Below are 17,658 nucleotides of genomic sequence, written 5' to 3'. Positions count from 1 at the left end.
ATGTGGTCAGTGTCAGCTAGCAAAGAGTATTAAATCACCCAATTCTGTTTATTTGGCTTTTATGTTTACCATATCTGTTGACCATTCGTTAAAAGGGATGGCTTTACTAAACAGAAAGCCTTGTCCCTGAGTGCAGTTAAGCATGGTTAGGAGATGGACTTGCTCTTTGGTTTCAATACCTTCTGCCACAATTTCGACATTAAACCCACGAGTCATGTTGATGATTGCCGCAACGACTGAGCTACTGAGATTTGTCTGTTCGAGCTGCGATACAAACGCCCTGTCTATTTTTAAACAATCGAATGGAAGTTGATGCAAATAAGAAAGGGAGCTGTATCCGGTACCAAAATCATCTATCGCGATATGGATGCCCAGCTCTTTGAGTTTGTTCATGTTTGCTAAAATAACTGGGTCGTTATCAACAATTCTTGATTCTGTGATCTCTAAAGCGAGGTTATTGGGTTCAAGCCCCGTTCTTTCCAAAGTCGCTTTGAGTTCATGAACAAACTGAGGTTGAGATAGCTGGTTCACTGAGAGGTTGACGTGCATTTTAAACGTCGATCCCCATTTACCCATCTTGATGCCTTGCATCGTGTCAAAACACGCTTGATACAAGATTTGCTCACCAATCAGGCCAATAAAGCCGCTTTCTTCAGCGATAGGAATGAATTCCAAGGGGGGAATGATATCACCGCTTGGTGTCACCCAGCGTGCCAAGGCTTCAGCTCCGATGATATCTCCCGTTGATAAGTTTACAATTGGTTGATAATACGGAATATATTCTTTGTTCTCTATGGCAAGCTTAATTTGAGTGAGCATTTGCGTACGTTTACGAGAAACATCGTCCATCTCTGGAGAGTAATAGCAGATCCTTGAGCGCTCTTGCTTGGCGTGGCTGAGTGCGATGCTACCATTACGTAACCATAGCGCCATAGTATGGAGTGTGTCATTAGGGAGTACGATGCCAATGGAGGCATTGACGACCACTTTTTCACTATGCATTGAGAATGGGACAGCAAACATTTGTAATATGCTGTTAGCCGCGGATTGGGCTTCATTCTTTTGTTGTAAAGAGGGGATGTAAATAGCGAATTCATCACCACCTGTACGAGCAATACATGAGGTGCTTGCAAATAGTATGCGTAATTTTTCAGCAATAATTTGTAATAGTAAGTCACCTTGCTGATGTCCCAAGCTGTCATTAATATCTCTGAATTTATCGATACCGATAAGCAATAGGCTGCCATTAATTTGATTTGATTGGCTAAAGTTATCAATTAAACCTTCACGGCTATAGAGCTTGGTTAGGGAATCGTAGATCAATTGGGAATGCAGTGCCTTAAATGAGGCTTTTAGGTTATTGGCCATTTCATTGAATGAATAAACAAGTAAACTCGTTTCATAAATATTACCAGCTTTCGGCATGTTACTTTCCCAATCCCCTTTTGCTAGATGCTGAGCAGCAGCCGCGGTGGCGGTAATTGGAGTGGTGATTCGATTAAAGGCAATGAGCCCTATACCAATGCCGATAAGGCTGACAATGCTGCCAATAATCCAACTGTTTTGTTGGTTTTCTGGCAATCGACCAAGTAGATCGGTTTCTGAAATCGAGACGCCAATAAACCATTCGATGCCATGTTTATCTTTAAAGGGAGTGAGATGATTAAAATAGCGGGTGCCATCAACTACCGTTTCGAATTTGTTGAGTGTTGCTGACAGCATTTTGTCATGGTTATCAATATAATGTGCACTGGCTTGGATCACTGGGTTGGCATTTTCGATAGCCAGTAGTCGCTCTCCTTTTGCCGACAGTTCGGTCCCCCAAGAGACAACGGTGCTGGTATTGGAGTGAGCCACTAACCTTTTTTCTGGATCAATAATATATACGTTGGCATGAGTTTTTTGTTGCAGTGAGGTCAGAAACGCATTGAACGTATCGATTTTCACATCAGTCACCAAAACACCGATGAATTTGTTCATAGAGAAAACGGGTGCTAAAGCAGAGAGCGTGATCTCTTGGCGTTCATCAACATTAGTGTAGATTGGCGACCAACTTGGGCTTAAACTTTGTGCAACTGGAGTATACCAGGGGCGAGTTCTTGGATCATAATCGGCAATGGTGGAGCGAATATCTTGATTGATGGTTTTTCCTGAGTAGATCACCAAGTTTTGCTGAGTTCGATTATCTTTCACCATCAAGGTAAAACTATCACCAATCTCTTTGCGAAAGCCCACGTACTCCGCCTGTTCGCCACCAAATCCGATCACATCAATTTGTTCTAGCGGTCGATAAAGCGTTTCAAAACTGGCAAGCAGATATCCTTCTACTTTACTGACATCGTCCGCAGAATAGAACTGACTAAAGCCGATCGTGTGGCTTAAAGCGAGGCTGGCTTGAAAAGGTTCATCGAGAAAACTGATCAGCCGCTGCTCTACATTGGCATTTAATGATGAAAGCTGTTTGCTGCTAATGTCATCAACCATCTCTTCATAACTGTATTTTTGTACACCCACAATCACTCCAATCGTTATGAGGAAAATCATAACAAATGGTAGAACAACGGCTGTTTTCAACGTTATTTGATTCGTAAATGACATGTCGTGTCTTCTGCATCCATACAAATTATCGGTAAAACACGCAAGGTGGTGGGTGATTGCATTGTGCCAGAAAGTGAATCACTGCACCTGATCATTAAAAAATTATCAGTAAAGTTCTTTTAACTTCCTTGTCAACGTATTGCGCCCCCACCCAAGCACCTTAGCTGCGTCTTGTTTGTGACCATTGGTGTGATGAAGTGCTGCTTCCAAAAGTATACGTTCAAATTCAGGAAGTGCATAAGAAAGCAGCTCTGTTTCTCCTGAAGCTAATGAAGATTTAGCCCAACTTGCGAGTTGTTGTTGCCAACTTATAGCACTATCAAAGTCACTATTTTTCTTTTCCGACAATAATTCGGAAGGAAGATCACTGGGCAGCACCTCGCTGCCACTGGCCATTACAGTTAACCAGCGACACATATTTTCAAGTTGTCGTACGTTTCCCGGCCATTCAAGACGATTCAAAATTTCAATGCTCTTAGGATGTAGCGTTTTCATTTCTACGCCTAATTCTTTTGCTGCAGAGGCGAGAAAGTGCTTGGTCAGTTTTTCTATATCTTGGCTTCGCTCACGCAGTGCTGGGATATGAATACGAATGACATTGAGACGGTGAAAAAGGTCGTCACGAAACTTTCCTTGATGAACGAGCTTTTCTAAGTTTTGGTGAGTAGCGGCGACAATGCGGACATCCACTTTGATTGCTGAATGCCCTCCTACGCGGTAAAACTGACCATCGGCTAAAACACGCAGTAGCCGAGTTTGAATGTCGAGCGGCATATCGCCAATTTCATCTAAGAACAGGGTGCCACCATTGGCCTGCTCAAAACGCCCTTGGCGGACACTGTTTGCACCAGTGAATGCTCCTTTCTCATGACCAAACAGTTCTGACTCGATGAGATCTTTTGGAATTGCGGCCATATTGAGGGCAATAAACGGTTTTTGGGCGCGTGGGCTATGGCGATGAAGCGCGTGAGCGACTAACTCCTTCCCGGTTCCTGATTCACCATTGATCAAGACTGAGATTGAGGAACGTGATAAACGGCCAATCGCCCGAAATACCTCTTGCATTGAAGGGGCTTCTCCAATGATTTCCGGTGTACTATCAACGCCAATCTGTTGATTGGATTGTTCTTTGCGTTGCTCCTGACTATGAGCAATGGCACGTTCAACCAAGGTGAGGGTTTCATCGACATCAAAAGGTTTAGGCAGATACTCAAAGGCACCTTTTTGATAGGCATTCACCGCGGCATCAAGATCTGAGTGGGCCGTCATGATGATGACGGGCAACTCAGGAGATCGTGAATGAACTTGGTTTAGCAGCTCAATACCATTCATGCCCGGCATGCGAATATCGGAAACGAGCACATCGGGCGTTTCTCTTTCTAGCGCCAGTAACACACTTTCGGCATCGGAAAACGTTTCGCATTTTATGTTGGCTGATGAGAGCGTTTTTTCCATCACCCAGCGGATCGAACTATCATCGTCCACCACCCAAACGTATCCTTTACTCATAATGTTTATTCCTTAGCAGCAAACCCAATCAGACATCGGTCAAATGGGTAAATAAATAGTAAATGTGGTTCGACCTGGCCAGCTTTCAACATCGATTTTTCCATTGTGCTGATCGATCAGGTTTTGTGAGATAGAAAGACCCAGCCCCGTTCCACCTTCACGGCCGCTGACCATGGGATAAAACAGTGTGTCTTGTAATTCGGTAGGAATGCCTGGGCCGTTATCGCTGATTTCTATGCGTGCCACTAACTTATGGCGCTGTCCGTGAATATTGGCTTGGTGCACTGTTCTGGTGCGAAGTGTGATTTTACCATGCGGATCATGAGATAAAATCTGTGCCGCATTGCTGACGATATTCAGTAATGCCTGCTCGATTTGATCGGTATCCATCAAAATATCGGGCAAGCTGGGGTCATAATCTCGTTCAATCACCAAGTGTGTGCTGGCTTCTAGCTCAACCAATTGGCGGACTTTTTCCAAAATTACATGGAGATTTTCAGAGCACTTCTTGCCTGGTTTTTGTGGGCCGAGCAAACGGTCAACAAGAGCGCGCAGTCGATCGGCTTGTTCAATAATAATTTGGGTGTACTCAGTGAGACTGTGGTCCGGCAACATCTTTTCTAGCAGTTGCGCCGCGCCGCGTAGCCCACCTAATGGGTTTTTAATTTCATGCGCCAGCCCGCGAACTAAGAGTTTTGCCGCTTGCTGTTGGGCGTGCTGATTGAGCTCTTGTGTTAACCGTCGTTGTTGGCCAATTTTGCGCATTTCGACCAAAAGCATCAGCTCGCGTTGCCAAGATATAGGGCTCACGGTCACTTCCAGCATCAGTGGCTTACCATCGACCACAAACGTAACATCGCTATCAGTAATACTTTGGCCACTTTGCAACGGCTGAGAAAGCAGCGCTAAATCAAGAGAAGCGTGCTGGATGAGTTTTGACAGTGGTTGGTTGATAATTCGCTTAGCACTTTGGGAGAAGAGTTGTTCAGCCGCTGGATTGGCATAACGAATACAAAGAGACTCATCGAGCATCAAGGTGGCGGTAACGATATTATTTAAAATCGTTTGGCTTAGCTCACAATTCACGTTTTCATCCTTGTCCGTGTTCCCAAATGATGCAATGCACAACTTTGGTGCATTGCATGGCTAAGTATGGCGCATCGGTGTCAGAAGAAAAAGTGAAACCTGTTGTTATATCGAGCTTATTGGCGAAGAGTTCATCACTTGATGCTGGCTCGATGTAAATGCACCGTCACAGGGTTAGACGATGCAATAATCTTGCCGTTTACAACTACTTGAATTAAAAAGCGATGCGTTCCTCTGTCTAGATTTTTCAGCGTCCAAGTAGGTTGAGTGGCGGGGGCGCCATAGGCCTTGTCATTCATGACCAATTGCAACTGTTCATTGACGGTTAAGTTGCGATTGAGTTCGGCGTTGATTGAAATAACGCCCGCATTGCTGCGTAAGGTTTCATCGTCAGCCGGAGAGCGAATTGCAATGGTCAGCGGTTCCATTTTGTTGATATTGGTTGCGGATTTTTCCAGTGGCAGATTTTTGGTGAGGTTAGTGACGGGGTGAGAGGTTTCAAAGGTTGGCTCAGGCGCATCGGCCTGAAAATCAGGAATCGAAATTTGCTTTGCTCTCTTATCCTGTGGGACATCGCTAAGATGCAACACGCCGTTCGCATCCACCCACGTATAGACGTTTTGTGCAATTGAAGTCGCGGAATAAAGCATGATGAGTGTTAGGAGTAAAGTTCGGATCAGATTCACAGTCATCCCCCTATATAGAGATGTTTTCACGTTAAGGGTATCGGCTTTTGAGTGCCGTTATTGTTGTAACGCTAATGTTACGACGTCCGGAATTAACCCCAAATATGAAAAAGGCTCACCTGCGAGGCGAGCCTAATAAATCCATAACCTAAGTTACATTTTGTACTAAAGCTAAGAATTATACCGAGTAGTACAATTCAAATTCTAGTGGGTGAACGGCCATGTTGACGCGTTCTACATCTTTTGCTTTTAGCGTGATGTATGAGTTGATGAAATCATCAGAGAATACGCCGCCAGCGGTCAGGAATTCACGATCTTCATCCAGTGCTTTTAGTGCCACTTCAAGTGACTCGGCTACTTTTGGAATCTCAGCGGCTTCTTCTGCTGGTAGGTCGTACAAATCTTTATCCATCGCTTCTCCTGGATGGATCTTGTTCTTGATACCATCAAGACCAGCCATAAGAAGAGCGGCAAACGCTAGGTATGGGTTTGCTGCTGGATCTGGGAAACGAGCTTCGATACGACGTGCTTTCGGGCTTGGTACCACTGGAATACGGATAGACGCAGAACGGTTACGAGCCGAGTAAGCTAGCATTACCGGTGCTTCAAACCCAGGGACAAGGCGCTTGTACGAGTTTGTTGATGGGTTAGCAAATGCGTTGATGGCACGCGCGTGCTTGATGATACCGCCAATGTAGTAAAGCGCTAAGTCAGATAGACCGCCGTACTTGTCACCAGCAAATAGGTTTACACCATCTTTTGCAAGAGATTGGTGAACGTGCATACCTGAACCGTTGTCGCCAACAAGAGGCTTAGGCATGAAGGTTGCTGTTTTACCAAAGGCGTGCGCAACGTTGTGCACCACGTATTTGTAGATTTGGATCTCATCGGCTTTCGTGGTTAGCGTATTAAAGCGAGTGGCGATTTCGTTTTGACCTGCAGTCGCTACTTCATGGTGGTGAGCTTCAACGACGAGGCCCATCTCTTCCATGATCAAACACATGGCTGAACGGATGTCTTGTGATGAGTCAACCGGTGCAACAGGGAAATAACCACCTTTCACACCAGGGCGGTGACCTTTGTTACCACCTTCAATTTCAGCGCCAGTGTTCCAAGCCGCTTCGATATCATCAATTTTGAATGAGGCACCAGACATATTGTTGGTGTATTTCACGTCATCAAAAAGGAAGAACTCTGGCTCTGGACCGACAAGAACGGTGTCTGCGATACCTGTTGAACGCATGTAATCTTCTGCGCGTTTTGCGATAGAGCGTGGGTCACGATCGTAGCCTTGCATGGTTGCAGGCTCTAGAATGTCACAACGAATGTTAAGTGTTGCGTCTTCTGTGAATGGGTCAAGAACTGCACTTGATGCATCAGGCATCATCACCATGTCAGACTCATTGATTCCTTTCCAGCCAGCAACGGATGAACCATCGAACATCTTACCTTCTTCGAAGAAGTCTGCGTCGACTTGATGAGCAGGAATAGAGATATGTTGCTCTTTGCCTTTCGTGTCGGTAAAGCGCAGGTCAACAAACTTAACTTCGTTTTCTTGGATCAGCGATAGAACGTTTTCTACTGACATCTTGGATAACCTCCAGTGTTATTAAAGCGGTAATGGCCCGAATCGAATTGAAACTAGCATTGATTAATTTCATTCTAAACTTATTAATCGATGCTGTTTCTAACAAAGCTAAATTCGTGCCAATTAAATTAATCCTTTAATTTCAAGTGCTTTGGTTGTTCTTTGTCGAATTTAAATGCTTCTCTGCACCAAAAAGATCCTTATTTGCACTATTTTGGTGCCTTGAGTTTTATGTTGCACCATTAACTACCAAAGCGCACACTATTCAGCCTAGGTTTACTAGGCTTGTCAATGCTGATTTAGTCCATTTTGATGCAATTTGTTTTAAAGCAAGTAGCGGACTAAGCTTGTGGTGAGCGAAAATCAGCGCGATAGATCACATATTTCTAGGTTTTTCGCCAAAATCTGGTACATTATTGACCGTTTTTTTAATCAAGTTCTATGCTCGTGGCGGCCTCATGCCGAAGCGAGTTACTCCCTTAATAAGTGAAGCAAAATCCATGGCTACTCCACAGATTGATAAATTAAGAAATATCGCGATCATCGCACACGTTGACCACGGTAAAACAACGTTGGTTGATAAACTGCTGCAACAGTCAGGTACGTTAGAGTCTCGCGGTAATACGGAAGAGCGGGTCATGGACTCGAACGATATCGAGAAAGAGCGCGGTATCACTATCCTTGCAAAAAATACAGCCATTAACTGGAATGATTTCCGTATCAACATCGTAGATACTCCAGGACACGCCGACTTCGGTGGTGAAGTTGAACGTATCATGTCAATGGTTGACTCTGTTTTGCTGATTGTTGATGCGGTTGATGGCCCAATGCCACAAACTCGCTTCGTAACACAAAAAGCCTTTGCTCACGGTTTGAAACCAATCGTTGTTATTAACAAAATTGACCGTCCTGGTGCTCGCCCTGATTGGGTTATGGATCAAGTGTTCGACCTGTTCGACAACCTTGGTGCAACAGATGAGCAGCTCGACTTTAAAGTGGTTTATGCTTCTGCACTGAACGGTTGGGCGACACTTAACGAAGGTGAAGTTGGCGAAAATATGGAACCTTTGTTCCAAGCGATCGTTGACAATGTAGAGTCACCACAAGTTGACCTTGATGGCCCACTACAAATGCAAGTTTCTCAACTTGATTACAGCTCTTACGTTGGTGTTATCGGTGTTTGTCGTGTGACTCGTGGTAGCGTAAAAGCGAACCAACAAGTAACAGTTGTCGGCGCTGATGGTAAGAAACGTAACGGTAAAGTTGGTACAGTTCTGGGCTATCTTGGCCTTGAGCGTAACGAAGTTGAACAAGCTAACGCTGGCGACATCATTGCGGTAACAGGTTTAGGTGAACTGAAAATTTCAGACACCATTTGTGACCAAAACTGTGTTGAAGCTATGGTGCCGCTATCCGTTGATGAACCGACAGTGACCATGACTTTCCAAGTCAATACTTCACCGTTTGCAGGTAAAGAAGGTAAATACGTGACTTCACGTAATATCCTTGAGCGTCTGCAAAAAGAGCTTGTTCATAACGTAGCATTGCGTGTTGAAGAAACCGACAACCCAGATCGCTTCCGCGTTTCAGGTCGTGGTGAACTTCACCTATCAATCCTGATTGAGAACATGCGTCGTGAAGGCTTTGAGCTTGCAGTTTCTCGTCCTGAAGTTATTTTGAAGGAAGAAGACGGCCAGAAAATGGAACCGTTCGAAACCGTAACAATCGATGTGATGGAAGAGAGCCAAGGCGGCGTGATGGAGAAAATCGGCCTACGTAAAGGTGAGCTGACGAATATGACTCCAGACGGCAAAGGCCGTGTGCGTCTTGATTTCATGATGCCTTCTCGCGGTTTGATTGGTTTCCAAACAGAATTCATGACCTTAACCTCAGGTTCAGGTTTGCTTTACCATACGTTTGATCATTACGGCCTACACAAAGGCGGTAACATTGGCCAACGTAACAACGGCGTGTTGATCTCTAACGCGACAGGTAAAGCGTTGACTTACGCTCTGTTCAACCTACAAGAGCGCGGTCGCCTATTTACTGAGCACGCAGATGAAGTGTACGAAGGCCAAGTGATCGGTATCCACAACCGTTCTAACGACCTAACAGTGAACTGCTTGAAAGGTAAACAGCTGACAAACGTTCGTGCTTCTGGTACTGATGAAGCGCAAGTATTGTCACCTGCAATCAAGTTTACACTTGAGCAAGCACTTGAGTTTATTGACGACGATGAACTAGTGGAAGTGACCCCACAGAGCATTCGTATCCGTAAACGTCATTTGACTGAAAATGATCGTAAACGTGCAAGCCGTGGCTAATACCGTCATGGTATAAGTTAACGAGTTAATCTAAGGGCGAGGAGTGTACTTCTCGCCTTTTGCTTATCTGCAATATAGTCAGTTTTAGGTATAGAATGGTGATTGATGATAAAAATAAGCAGGGAGAAGGCATTTGAAAATTAAAAAGCTTGGCAAACAATGTTTACTGTTTACGCGTTATTTACTCAGCCGGATGGATCATGACCGCGTCAATGTTAATGCGGGCTATTTGGCTTATATCACGTTGTTGTCGATCGTACCTATGCTTACCGTGCTGTTATCAATTCTCTCCTCATTTTCTATTTTTGCCAATGTCGGTATGGTTATTCAAGATTTTGTGATCACCCATTTTGTGCCTGCCGCAGGCGATGTAGTGCGAGAGGCGTTGCTCGAATTTATCGCGAATACAGGTAAGATGACGGCCGTGGGCGGGGTATTTTTATTCGTTGCAGCTTTAATGCTGATTTCCAATATTGACAAGAATTTGAACTACATTTGGCGAGTTAAAGATAAACGGCGCATGGTGCTCTCTTTTTCAATGTATTGGATGGTTCTTACGCTCGGGCCAATTTTAGTCGGCGCAAGTATTGCGGCAACCTCGTATATTACCTCACTCAAGATTATTGACAGCGAAGCACTCTCTGGTGCTTATAATTTGTTGCTGCGCTGGCTACCTTTTATTTTGTCATTCTCTGCTTTTGTCGGTTTGTACCTGCTGGTGCCGAATAAAAAAGTGCATCTTTCACACGCCTTGGTCGGGGCAATGGTGGCGGCTATTTTATTTGAGTTCAGTAAAAAAGGTTTTGCTGCTTATATTACTCAGTTTCCCTCCTATCAACTGATTTACGGCGCACTGGCGGCGATCCCTATTCTGTTTGTGTGGGTCTACTTATGCTGGATGATTGTGCTCGTTGGGGCGGAGGTGACGGCGACTTTGGGTGAAAAAGAGCACTGGAGCAATGAGCAAGAAATGCTAAACTCATTGCCTATCTCCGAGCAAATGATAAAGGGAAATCAGAGTGATAGCGTTGATCCAGAGAGTGAGTGAAGCGGCGGTACGTGTTGATGGGGAAGTGGTTGGCGAAATCAATCAAGGCTTACTGGTGCTACTTGGGGTCGAAAGAGATGACGATGAGGCAAAGGCCAAACGTCTAGTCGAACGCGTGACTCAGTACCGCGTGTTTGAAGATGAAGAGGGGAAAATGAACTTGAACGTGCAACAAGTGAACGGTCAGGTTTTAGTGGTGTCTCAATTTACATTGCCAGCCGATACCAAAAAGGGGACGCGTGCCGGATTTTCAAAAGGTGCACACCCTGCTGATGCTGAGCGTCTGTATGATTACTTTTCGGATTTGTGTGAGCACATTTTGCCAACTCAGCGTGGCCGCTTTGCACAAGATATGAAAGTCTCGCTGATTAATGATGGCCCAGTGACATTCTGGCTTCAGGTTTAATAAAGAAATGGATAGAGCCTCCTTCGTTGGGATCATGCGGAGTATGAGAGGCTGTGATTTAGGGATAACCAAATGTTTAAACTGATTACGCCAAGTACCGACAACCAACTGAATAAATACTACCATTTTCGCTGGCAAATGCTGCGTGAGCCATGGCATCTACCGATCGGCTCGGAGCGCGATGAGTATGATGGCATGAGCCATCACAGGATGATTGTCGATGGTCGTAACCGACCGATTGCCATTGGTCGCTTGTACATTACGCCAGATTGCGAAGGGCAAATTCGCTATATGGCGGTTAAAAGTAGCCGTCGCAATAAAGGTATGGGCTCTTTGGTGCTGGTGGCGCTAGAGTCGCTGGCTCGTCAAGAAGGTGCAAAGCGCCTAGTCTGTAGCGCCCGTGAAGATGCGATTGCATTTTATGAAAAGAACGGTTTTGAACGCCGGGGCTCGCTCAATGATGAACGCGGTCCGGTTCGACATCAACAAATGGTCAAACCGCTTGATCCCATGGCCAATGTGATTCGCAAACCTGAATGGTGTACTGAACTGCAAGAACGCTGGGCCACGCACATTCCTATCAGCGAAAAAATGGGCATTAAGGTGACTCAATATACGGGCTACCAATTTGAGTGCAGCGCTCAGCTCAATCCGAATTTGAACCCACACAACACCTTATTTGCAGGCTCGGCATTTACCCTTGCTACCTTGACCGGATGGGGAATGGCATGGTTGCTGATGCGTGAGCGAAGCCTGAATGGCGATATTGTTTTGGTTGATAGCCGCATCCGCTATCGTCACCCTGTGGTGCATAACCCTTTAGCCTTCACTTCATTGGATGGCATTAGTGGCGATTTAGATCGTTTAGCCAGTGGACGTAAAGCGCGTATCGTCGTCAATGTCACTATCACCACTGGCGGTAAACCCGCCGTTGAATTTACGGGAACCTATATGTTGATCCCCAATTACAAGGCATTGTTAGCCGCCGCATCATTGGCTGAGTAAGTGTCGGTTTCTGGATCACACGAATAGATGGTGTGCTGTGTGTTGTGGAGCAGTTCGAAGTGCATCTCACGGCACATCTGTTGGAGGTTAAGGTTAAGTTGTCCTTTCTCCAACTTGACCAAATCCACGTGACCATCAAGGTTTGCCTTGAGCGTCTTTCCAACCAGCGGCGTTGTATTAATCATCATCCGCCCTCTGTCTGAGTGAATGACTAAACCTTCGAGCGTAAACGGCTCATGGCTGAGGTTTTGCTCAGGATCGCTTAGCGTTAATATGCCTTGTCGAATATTGAGCGTTGCTTCACCTGTGAGGGAGTGGGCGAAGGTGGCGTAGTCTCCGGCGAGGCCGTTGACCTGCGCTTCCAATTCACTGAGACCCTCTATGGTAAAGGGAAGCTGGGTGACTTTATTGAGCACCGCTAGCGGTAGCCCATCGGCATGAATGTTGGTTTGCCAAGGCTGACTTAACGTTTGGAAATTCCAACGCGCAGTGGCATCGATATAGCCGTTTTCTAACGGCATAAATAAACGATCTAGGTACCATAGGCCTTGCTCGCTGCGCATCTCAACGACGCTTTGCGTGCTCAATAGTGAATCGTAGCTGGCGCTGTTTGCGCTGATATTGAGCGTGCCTTGCCACAATCCCAAGCGTTTCTCTTTTACGAGAGTTAACTGCTTTCCTTTGGCATGGACACCAGACAATTGCCAATAAGGTGGCGCAAACAATTGAATGAGTTGGCTATTGGCGATGGTGAGTTGCTCGATGGTGAGGTTATCAACCCCCGGCCAATGCTGGCTCAGCGACGTAAAATCATCTTTGCTTTCGCTCACCCATTTTACACCGCGAATAGTGAGTTGTTGCAGCGATGCTGAGGTTGGGGAGATAACACCCGCCCATTGAATATCACCTTGCTTAAATTCACTACTAAAATCCTCAATAATCAGTTTACCCGGCTCGGTGCGCAGGCTAAAGGTCGGCTCCACCCACTGCTGACCTAGCCAAGTTGCATCGTCGGCTCGCAGCGATAATTTACCTTGTTGCTGCTGCCAAATATTGCTGTGTGGATAAATGTTCTCCAGCGAAATATCGACGTTACGCAAGCTGATATCCGCAAGCTCGATCTGACTGTTTAAAATATCTAAGCTATTGATATGGTCTATTTTGTCAAAGAGCTGAAACCAACCCGATTGGCGTAAGGAATGACTCATATCTCGGCTAAGATTGAGTTTTTCCAGTGTCACATTGATCAGCGACCAACCTTGAGGATACTGCTCGGCTTGACCTGAAATAGCCGCGCCGCGCCATGACAACGAGAGCCCATAGACGGTGCTGTTGGCAGGTTTGTAATCCATATCGAGCAGTAGGTTATTCAGCGCTTCTCCTTGCCAATAAAATTGTTCAGCTGAGAGTTGTATCTCGCCGAAAGGCAGAGCTGTTGGATCATCCGACCAATGTGGATTTTTAATCTGTAGGTTAACACCGCGCGCTAGCCAACCTTGTTGGGCGATGTCGGCGTGATTGAGCGCGATTTGGCTCACCGAAATGGGCCATGATCGCAAATCGGTAGGAAGGCCATTTTGTAGACTGATACCACTAAGTAGCACGCTATCAACGGCGATTTTTTGGTCGCGAATGAGCTGTGGGCTGAGCCAAATATCGGCTTGCTCTATCGGGATGTACTGCTTATTTTGCCGCAGTGTTAATTGGTTGAACTGAAAATGCAAAGGATACTGGTATTGAAGAGATTGAAACGTCACGTTTCCTTTCAAAAGTCGTTCAACGAGAGTTTGAGCAACGGGAGTAGCATAAGAGGTATGTAGCAGTGCAAACATACCCAGCATGAAAGTGAGAAATAGCGCGATGATCGCAATCAGCAATGCCAAAGCCTTGTTCATGGTGTCCTTACTCGTAAACCGTTACCTGCGACAGAGTGAAACAAATTACCTCACGCAGCAACAAAAAAAGCCCCTTATCAAAGGGGCTTGCTACTGACTTATCAGTTTTAGTCGAGTTGTGGGCCTGCGGCCACTAATGCTTTACCTTCTGCGTTATCAGTATACTTGGCAAAGTTATTGATAAAGCGCGAGGCGAGATCTTCGGCTTTGCTTGTCCATTGTAGAGGATCCACGTAAGTATCGCGTGGGTCGAGAATGGTTGGGTTCACACCAGGTAGTGAGGTTGGCACTTCAAGATTGAAGATTGGAATATGCTTGGTTGCTGCCTTCTCAATCGAACCATCTAAGATAGCGTCAATGATGGCGCGGGTATCTTGAATCGAGATGCGTTTACCGCTGCCGTTCCAACCAGTGTTGACTAGATAAGCTTCAGCACCAGCTGCTTCCATACGTTTTACCAGCACTTCGGCATATTGTGTTGGGTGGAGCGTTAAAAACGCTGCGCCAAAACAGGCTGAGAAGGTTGGTGTTGGTTCGGTGATGCCACGTTCAGTACCCGCTAGTTTTGCCGTAAAGCCAGACAAGAAGTGATACTTGGTTTGTTCTGGAGTCAATTTAGAGACTGGTGGAAGCACACCAAATGCATCCGCGGATAGGAAGATCACTTTATTGGCGTGACCACCTTTCGATACAGGCTTAACGATGTTTTCGATGTGGTAGATAGGATAAGAAACACGAGTATTCTCGGTTTTAGAACCATCATCAAAGTCAATCGAACCATCGCTACGTACTGTGACGTTTTCCAGTAGCGCATCACGGCGGATCGCGTTGTAGATGTCAGGCTCGGCTTCTTTGGAGAGCTTGATGGTTTTCGCGTAGCAACCGCCTTCAAAGTTAAAGACACCATCATCATCCCAGCCGTGCTCGTCATCGCCGATTAACGCGCGTTTTGGATCGGTAGAGAGTGTGGTTTTTCCTGTGCCAGATAGGCCAAAGAAAATCGCCACATCGCCATCTTTAGCCATGTTGGCTGAGCAGTGCATTGAAGCAATACCTTGCAGTGGAAGGAAGTAGTTCATCATTGCGAACATCCCTTTCTTCATTTCACCGCCGTACCAAGTACCGCCGATCAACTGCATTTTTTCCGTTAAGTTAAACACAGTGAAGTTTTCTGAGTTCAGGCCTTGCTCTTGCCATTTGTCATTGGTGCATTTGGCACCATTCATGACCACAAAATCAGGTTCGAAGTTAGCTAGCTCTTCTTCTGTTGGGCGAATGAACATGTTTTTGACGAAGTGGGCTTGCCACGCCACTTCAGTAATGAAGCGCACGCAAAGGCGCGTATCTGCGTTGGCACCACAGTAACCGTCAAGAACGAATAGACGTTTAGCGGATAGTTGACGACCCACTAGTGCTTTTAGATCATTCCATACTTCTTGGTTAATCGGTTTGTTATCGTTCTTCGCTTGTTCAGATGTCCACCATAGGGTATCGCGTGTGGTGTCATCTTTGACAATGAATTTATCTTTTGGTGAGCGGCCTGTAAAAATGCCAGTATCAACGGCAACAGCGCCAAGTTCAGTGACGACGCCTTTTTCGTAGCCTTCAAGGTCTGGGCGAGTTTCCTCGGCAAATAACAGTTCATAGCTTGGGTTGCGAACCACTTCGACTACGTTGGTTATTCCGTATTTGGTCAGGTCTAGTTGTGCAGCCTTTGTATGTTCCATAACGGTCATAGGTGCTCCTTGTAAGAGATTTTGTAGGGATTTTGTAATAATGTTTGTAATTGTTATCTGCTCACCATGCTAGCAACGGGTGGGGGATAAAACAGGGACACAGTTCAAAAATTGCCCATGACACTCCTGTGGTTTTAGGTGTCCCGTCACATATTGGCGCAACTATTTTATCGCGTACGCAAACCTTTGCGCTAGATCAATAAGATTAATACTTTTAAAAAAATAAGTACGCCATTCTGTTTGTTTGAGGCTTGATTTTACTGGGTTTTGATCACAAAAAAAGCCAGCGTAAAGCTGGCTCTGATACGTTTTCTTCGTGCTTGTTAATTCATGCAAATTAATGAATTGTGTCGCTTCCTGAGGAGGCTTGTGCGTAGAGTGTTGCGATCTCAGCCTCTTCAAATGAGTAGTTGGTGCCACAGTAATCACAATGTAAAGAAACGGATCCTTCAGACGATAAAATGTCGTAAATTTCCTCTTTGCCTATTGTGATGATGGCCGCCCCACTGCGTTCACGTGAACAACCACAATGGAATTCCACGGGTTGTGGGGTGAACAACTGAACTTTCTCTTGGTTATACAGGCGATACAACAGATCAGTGGCTTCTAAGATGAACAGCTCTTCGTTTTTTACGGTGTTAGTTAACTGCTCTAAGTGCTCAAAATCATCGGGCGTACCCGTTCCATCTGGAATAGTTTGCAGTAACATGCCAGCGGCACAGGCTTTTCCATCTTGCGTACCAATGCGTATCCAAAGGCGTGTTTTCAACTGTTCAGAGCGGATGAAGTAACCTTCCAGCACTTCCACTAAGTTATCACCCTCTAAACCGACCACACCTTGGTAGCGCTCGCCTTTCTTGGGTTCGATAGTGATAACTAAATGACCTTTACCCATCAAAGTGTGTAGGTCGGCATCATCGGCAATATCGCCTTTCCAGCGTGCGACACCACGCACTTTCTGTTCATTATCACCATTGATAACGACTAAGGAAACTGGGCCATTGCCTTGCAATTGCATGGTAATTGAGCCTTCAAACTTCAGCGTTGCGGTTAGCAAGGTCGTTGCGACGAGCAGTTCGCCCAAAAGTTTTTGTACTGGGGCTGGATATTCCTGGCTCGAAAGGATGTGTTGATACGCGTCGTCTAATTGTACCAACTCGCCACGTACGGATAGATCTTCAAATAAGTAGCGATTTAAAATGTTATTTGCCATTTAGCTATTTCCTCGGAACATGGTCCAGCTTTTATTGATGTTTAAATTTAATGATGTCACGACGCTCTTTTTTGTCTGGTCTGCGTTCGGGGCTTGGGTTGTGTGCGTTGAGCTTACGTTGCTCGGCATGATGGGCACGTTTGGCGATGCTTGCTGCGGTTTCCGAATACAGGGTTTGTGCTTCTGGCGCGCTGCGCCTTTGCCCTAACAGATTGATCACAGTGACGATTTTCTCTTCTTGGCCTTGGCGCAAGGTAATCGTTGCCCCAAGCTCGACAATTTTGCTTGGCTTGGTGCGTTGGCCATTATAATGGACTTTACCACCATCGACCATACTGCGTGCGATCGACCGCGTTTTATAAAATCGTGCTGCCCACAGCCATTTATCCAATCTTATTTGCTCTGTCGCAGAACTCATACTACAAATGTGCCTCAAAGGGAGTTAGTCTTGTACGTTTTATGGCCTTTACAATGGTGTTTTGGTTCCAGATTTTCAAGCTACCCGACAAAATAATGTCAGTAAAAATGACGAGAATATCTCCTATGATATATTAATGTGTTTTT

At 45.6% G+C, this 17,658-nt stretch carries 13 protein-coding genes; 4 read left to right on the top strand and 9 right to left on the bottom strand.

Annotated features, from left to right (window positions below; genetic code table 11):
- Positions 1-48: 48 nt before the first annotated feature.
- The 5 genes from B9J84_RS05510 to glnA form a co-directional block, all read right to left on the bottom strand.
- Positions 49-2,622, bottom strand: coding sequence for an EAL domain-containing protein (locus B9J84_RS05510; protein ID WP_094123713.1), 2,574 nt, complete (start codon positions 2,620-2,622; stop codon positions 49-51).
- 81 nt (positions 2,623-2,703) lie between these two features.
- Positions 2,704-4,107: a nitrogen regulation protein NR(I) gene (gene glnG, locus B9J84_RS05505; protein ID WP_013855452.1), complete on the bottom strand. Its 1,404-nt coding sequence runs from the start codon at positions 4,105-4,107 to the stop codon at positions 2,704-2,706.
- 39 nt (positions 4,108-4,146) lie between these two features.
- On the bottom strand, positions 4,147-5,193 hold the full coding sequence (gene glnL, locus B9J84_RS05500) for a nitrogen regulation protein NR(II) (protein ID WP_026027507.1): 1,047 nt from the start codon (positions 5,191-5,193) through the stop codon (positions 4,147-4,149).
- 134 nt (positions 5,194-5,327) lie between these two features.
- Positions 5,328-5,909: a DUF4124 domain-containing protein gene (locus B9J84_RS05495; RefSeq protein ID WP_088720714.1), complete on the bottom strand. Its 582-nt coding sequence runs from the start codon at positions 5,907-5,909 to the stop codon at positions 5,328-5,330.
- A gap of 148 nt (positions 5,910-6,057) precedes the next feature.
- On the bottom strand, positions 6,058-7,467 hold the full coding sequence (gene glnA / locus B9J84_RS05490; protein WP_017043509.1) for a glutamate--ammonia ligase: 1,410 nt from the start codon (positions 7,465-7,467) through the stop codon (positions 6,058-6,060).
- Between the two features lie 500 nt (positions 7,468-7,967).
- On the opposite strand from glnA, the gene typA reads away from it, so the two are divergent.
- The 4 genes from typA (at position 7,968) to B9J84_RS05470 (ending at position 12,250) form a co-directional block, all read left to right on the top strand.
- Positions 7,968-9,791, top strand: a complete 1,824-nt coding sequence (typA, locus tag B9J84_RS05485) for a translational GTPase TypA (RefSeq protein WP_010319743.1) — start codon at positions 7,968-7,970, stop codon at positions 9,789-9,791.
- A 133-nt stretch (positions 9,792-9,924) separates the two neighbouring features.
- Positions 9,925-10,839: a virulence factor BrkB family protein gene (locus B9J84_RS05480; RefSeq protein WP_017045688.1), complete on the top strand. Its 915-nt coding sequence runs from the start codon at positions 9,925-9,927 to the stop codon at positions 10,837-10,839.
- Positions 10,811-11,245 (top strand): D-aminoacyl-tRNA deacylase, encoded by a 435-nt coding sequence (gene dtd / locus B9J84_RS05475; RefSeq protein ID WP_013855445.1) that lies wholly within the window; start codon positions 10,811-10,813, stop codon positions 11,243-11,245. The genes B9J84_RS05480 and dtd overlap by 29 nt, the downstream gene beginning before the upstream one ends.
- Before the next feature lie 72 nt (positions 11,246-11,317).
- Positions 11,318-12,250, top strand: a complete 933-nt coding sequence (locus B9J84_RS05470) for a bifunctional GNAT family N-acetyltransferase/hotdog fold thioesterase (protein ID WP_094123712.1) — start codon at positions 11,318-11,320, stop codon at positions 12,248-12,250.
- Here the strand turns inward: B9J84_RS05470 and B9J84_RS05465 are convergent.
- The 4 genes from B9J84_RS05465 to hslR all read right to left on the bottom strand — a co-directional run bounded on the left by B9J84_RS05465 (position 12,211) and on the right by hslR (position 17,512).
- Positions 12,211-14,145 carry an AsmA family protein gene (locus B9J84_RS05465; protein WP_094123711.1) on the bottom strand — a complete coding sequence of 645 codons (1,935 nt, stop codon included), beginning with the start codon at positions 14,143-14,145 and terminating at the stop codon, positions 12,211-12,213. The genes B9J84_RS05470 and B9J84_RS05465 overlap by 40 nt on opposite strands.
- Before the next feature lie 107 nt (positions 14,146-14,252).
- Positions 14,253-15,881 carry a phosphoenolpyruvate carboxykinase (ATP) gene (gene pckA / locus B9J84_RS05460; protein WP_013855443.1) on the bottom strand — a complete coding sequence of 543 codons (1,629 nt, stop codon included), beginning with the start codon at positions 15,879-15,881 and terminating at the stop codon, positions 14,253-14,255.
- A gap of 337 nt (positions 15,882-16,218) precedes the next feature.
- Positions 16,219-17,094 (bottom strand): Hsp33 family molecular chaperone HslO, encoded by an 876-nt coding sequence (hslO, locus tag B9J84_RS05455; protein ID WP_094123710.1) that lies wholly within the window; start codon positions 17,092-17,094, stop codon positions 16,219-16,221.
- Positions 17,095-17,125: 31 nt separating this feature from the next.
- Positions 17,126-17,512 (bottom strand): ribosome-associated heat shock protein Hsp15, encoded by a 387-nt coding sequence (hslR, locus tag B9J84_RS05450; protein WP_026028320.1) that lies wholly within the window; start codon positions 17,510-17,512, stop codon positions 17,126-17,128.
- Between the last annotated feature and the right edge of the window lie 146 nt (positions 17,513-17,658).

The sequence above is a fragment of the Vibrio sp. V03_P4A6T147 genome, assembly GCF_002241085.1.
Lineage (GTDB): Bacteria > Pseudomonadota > Gammaproteobacteria > Enterobacterales > Vibrionaceae > Vibrio > Vibrio anguillarum.
The sequence above is the reverse complement of the archived record's forward strand: the minus strand, read 5'-3'. Positions and strand labels throughout refer to the sequence as shown.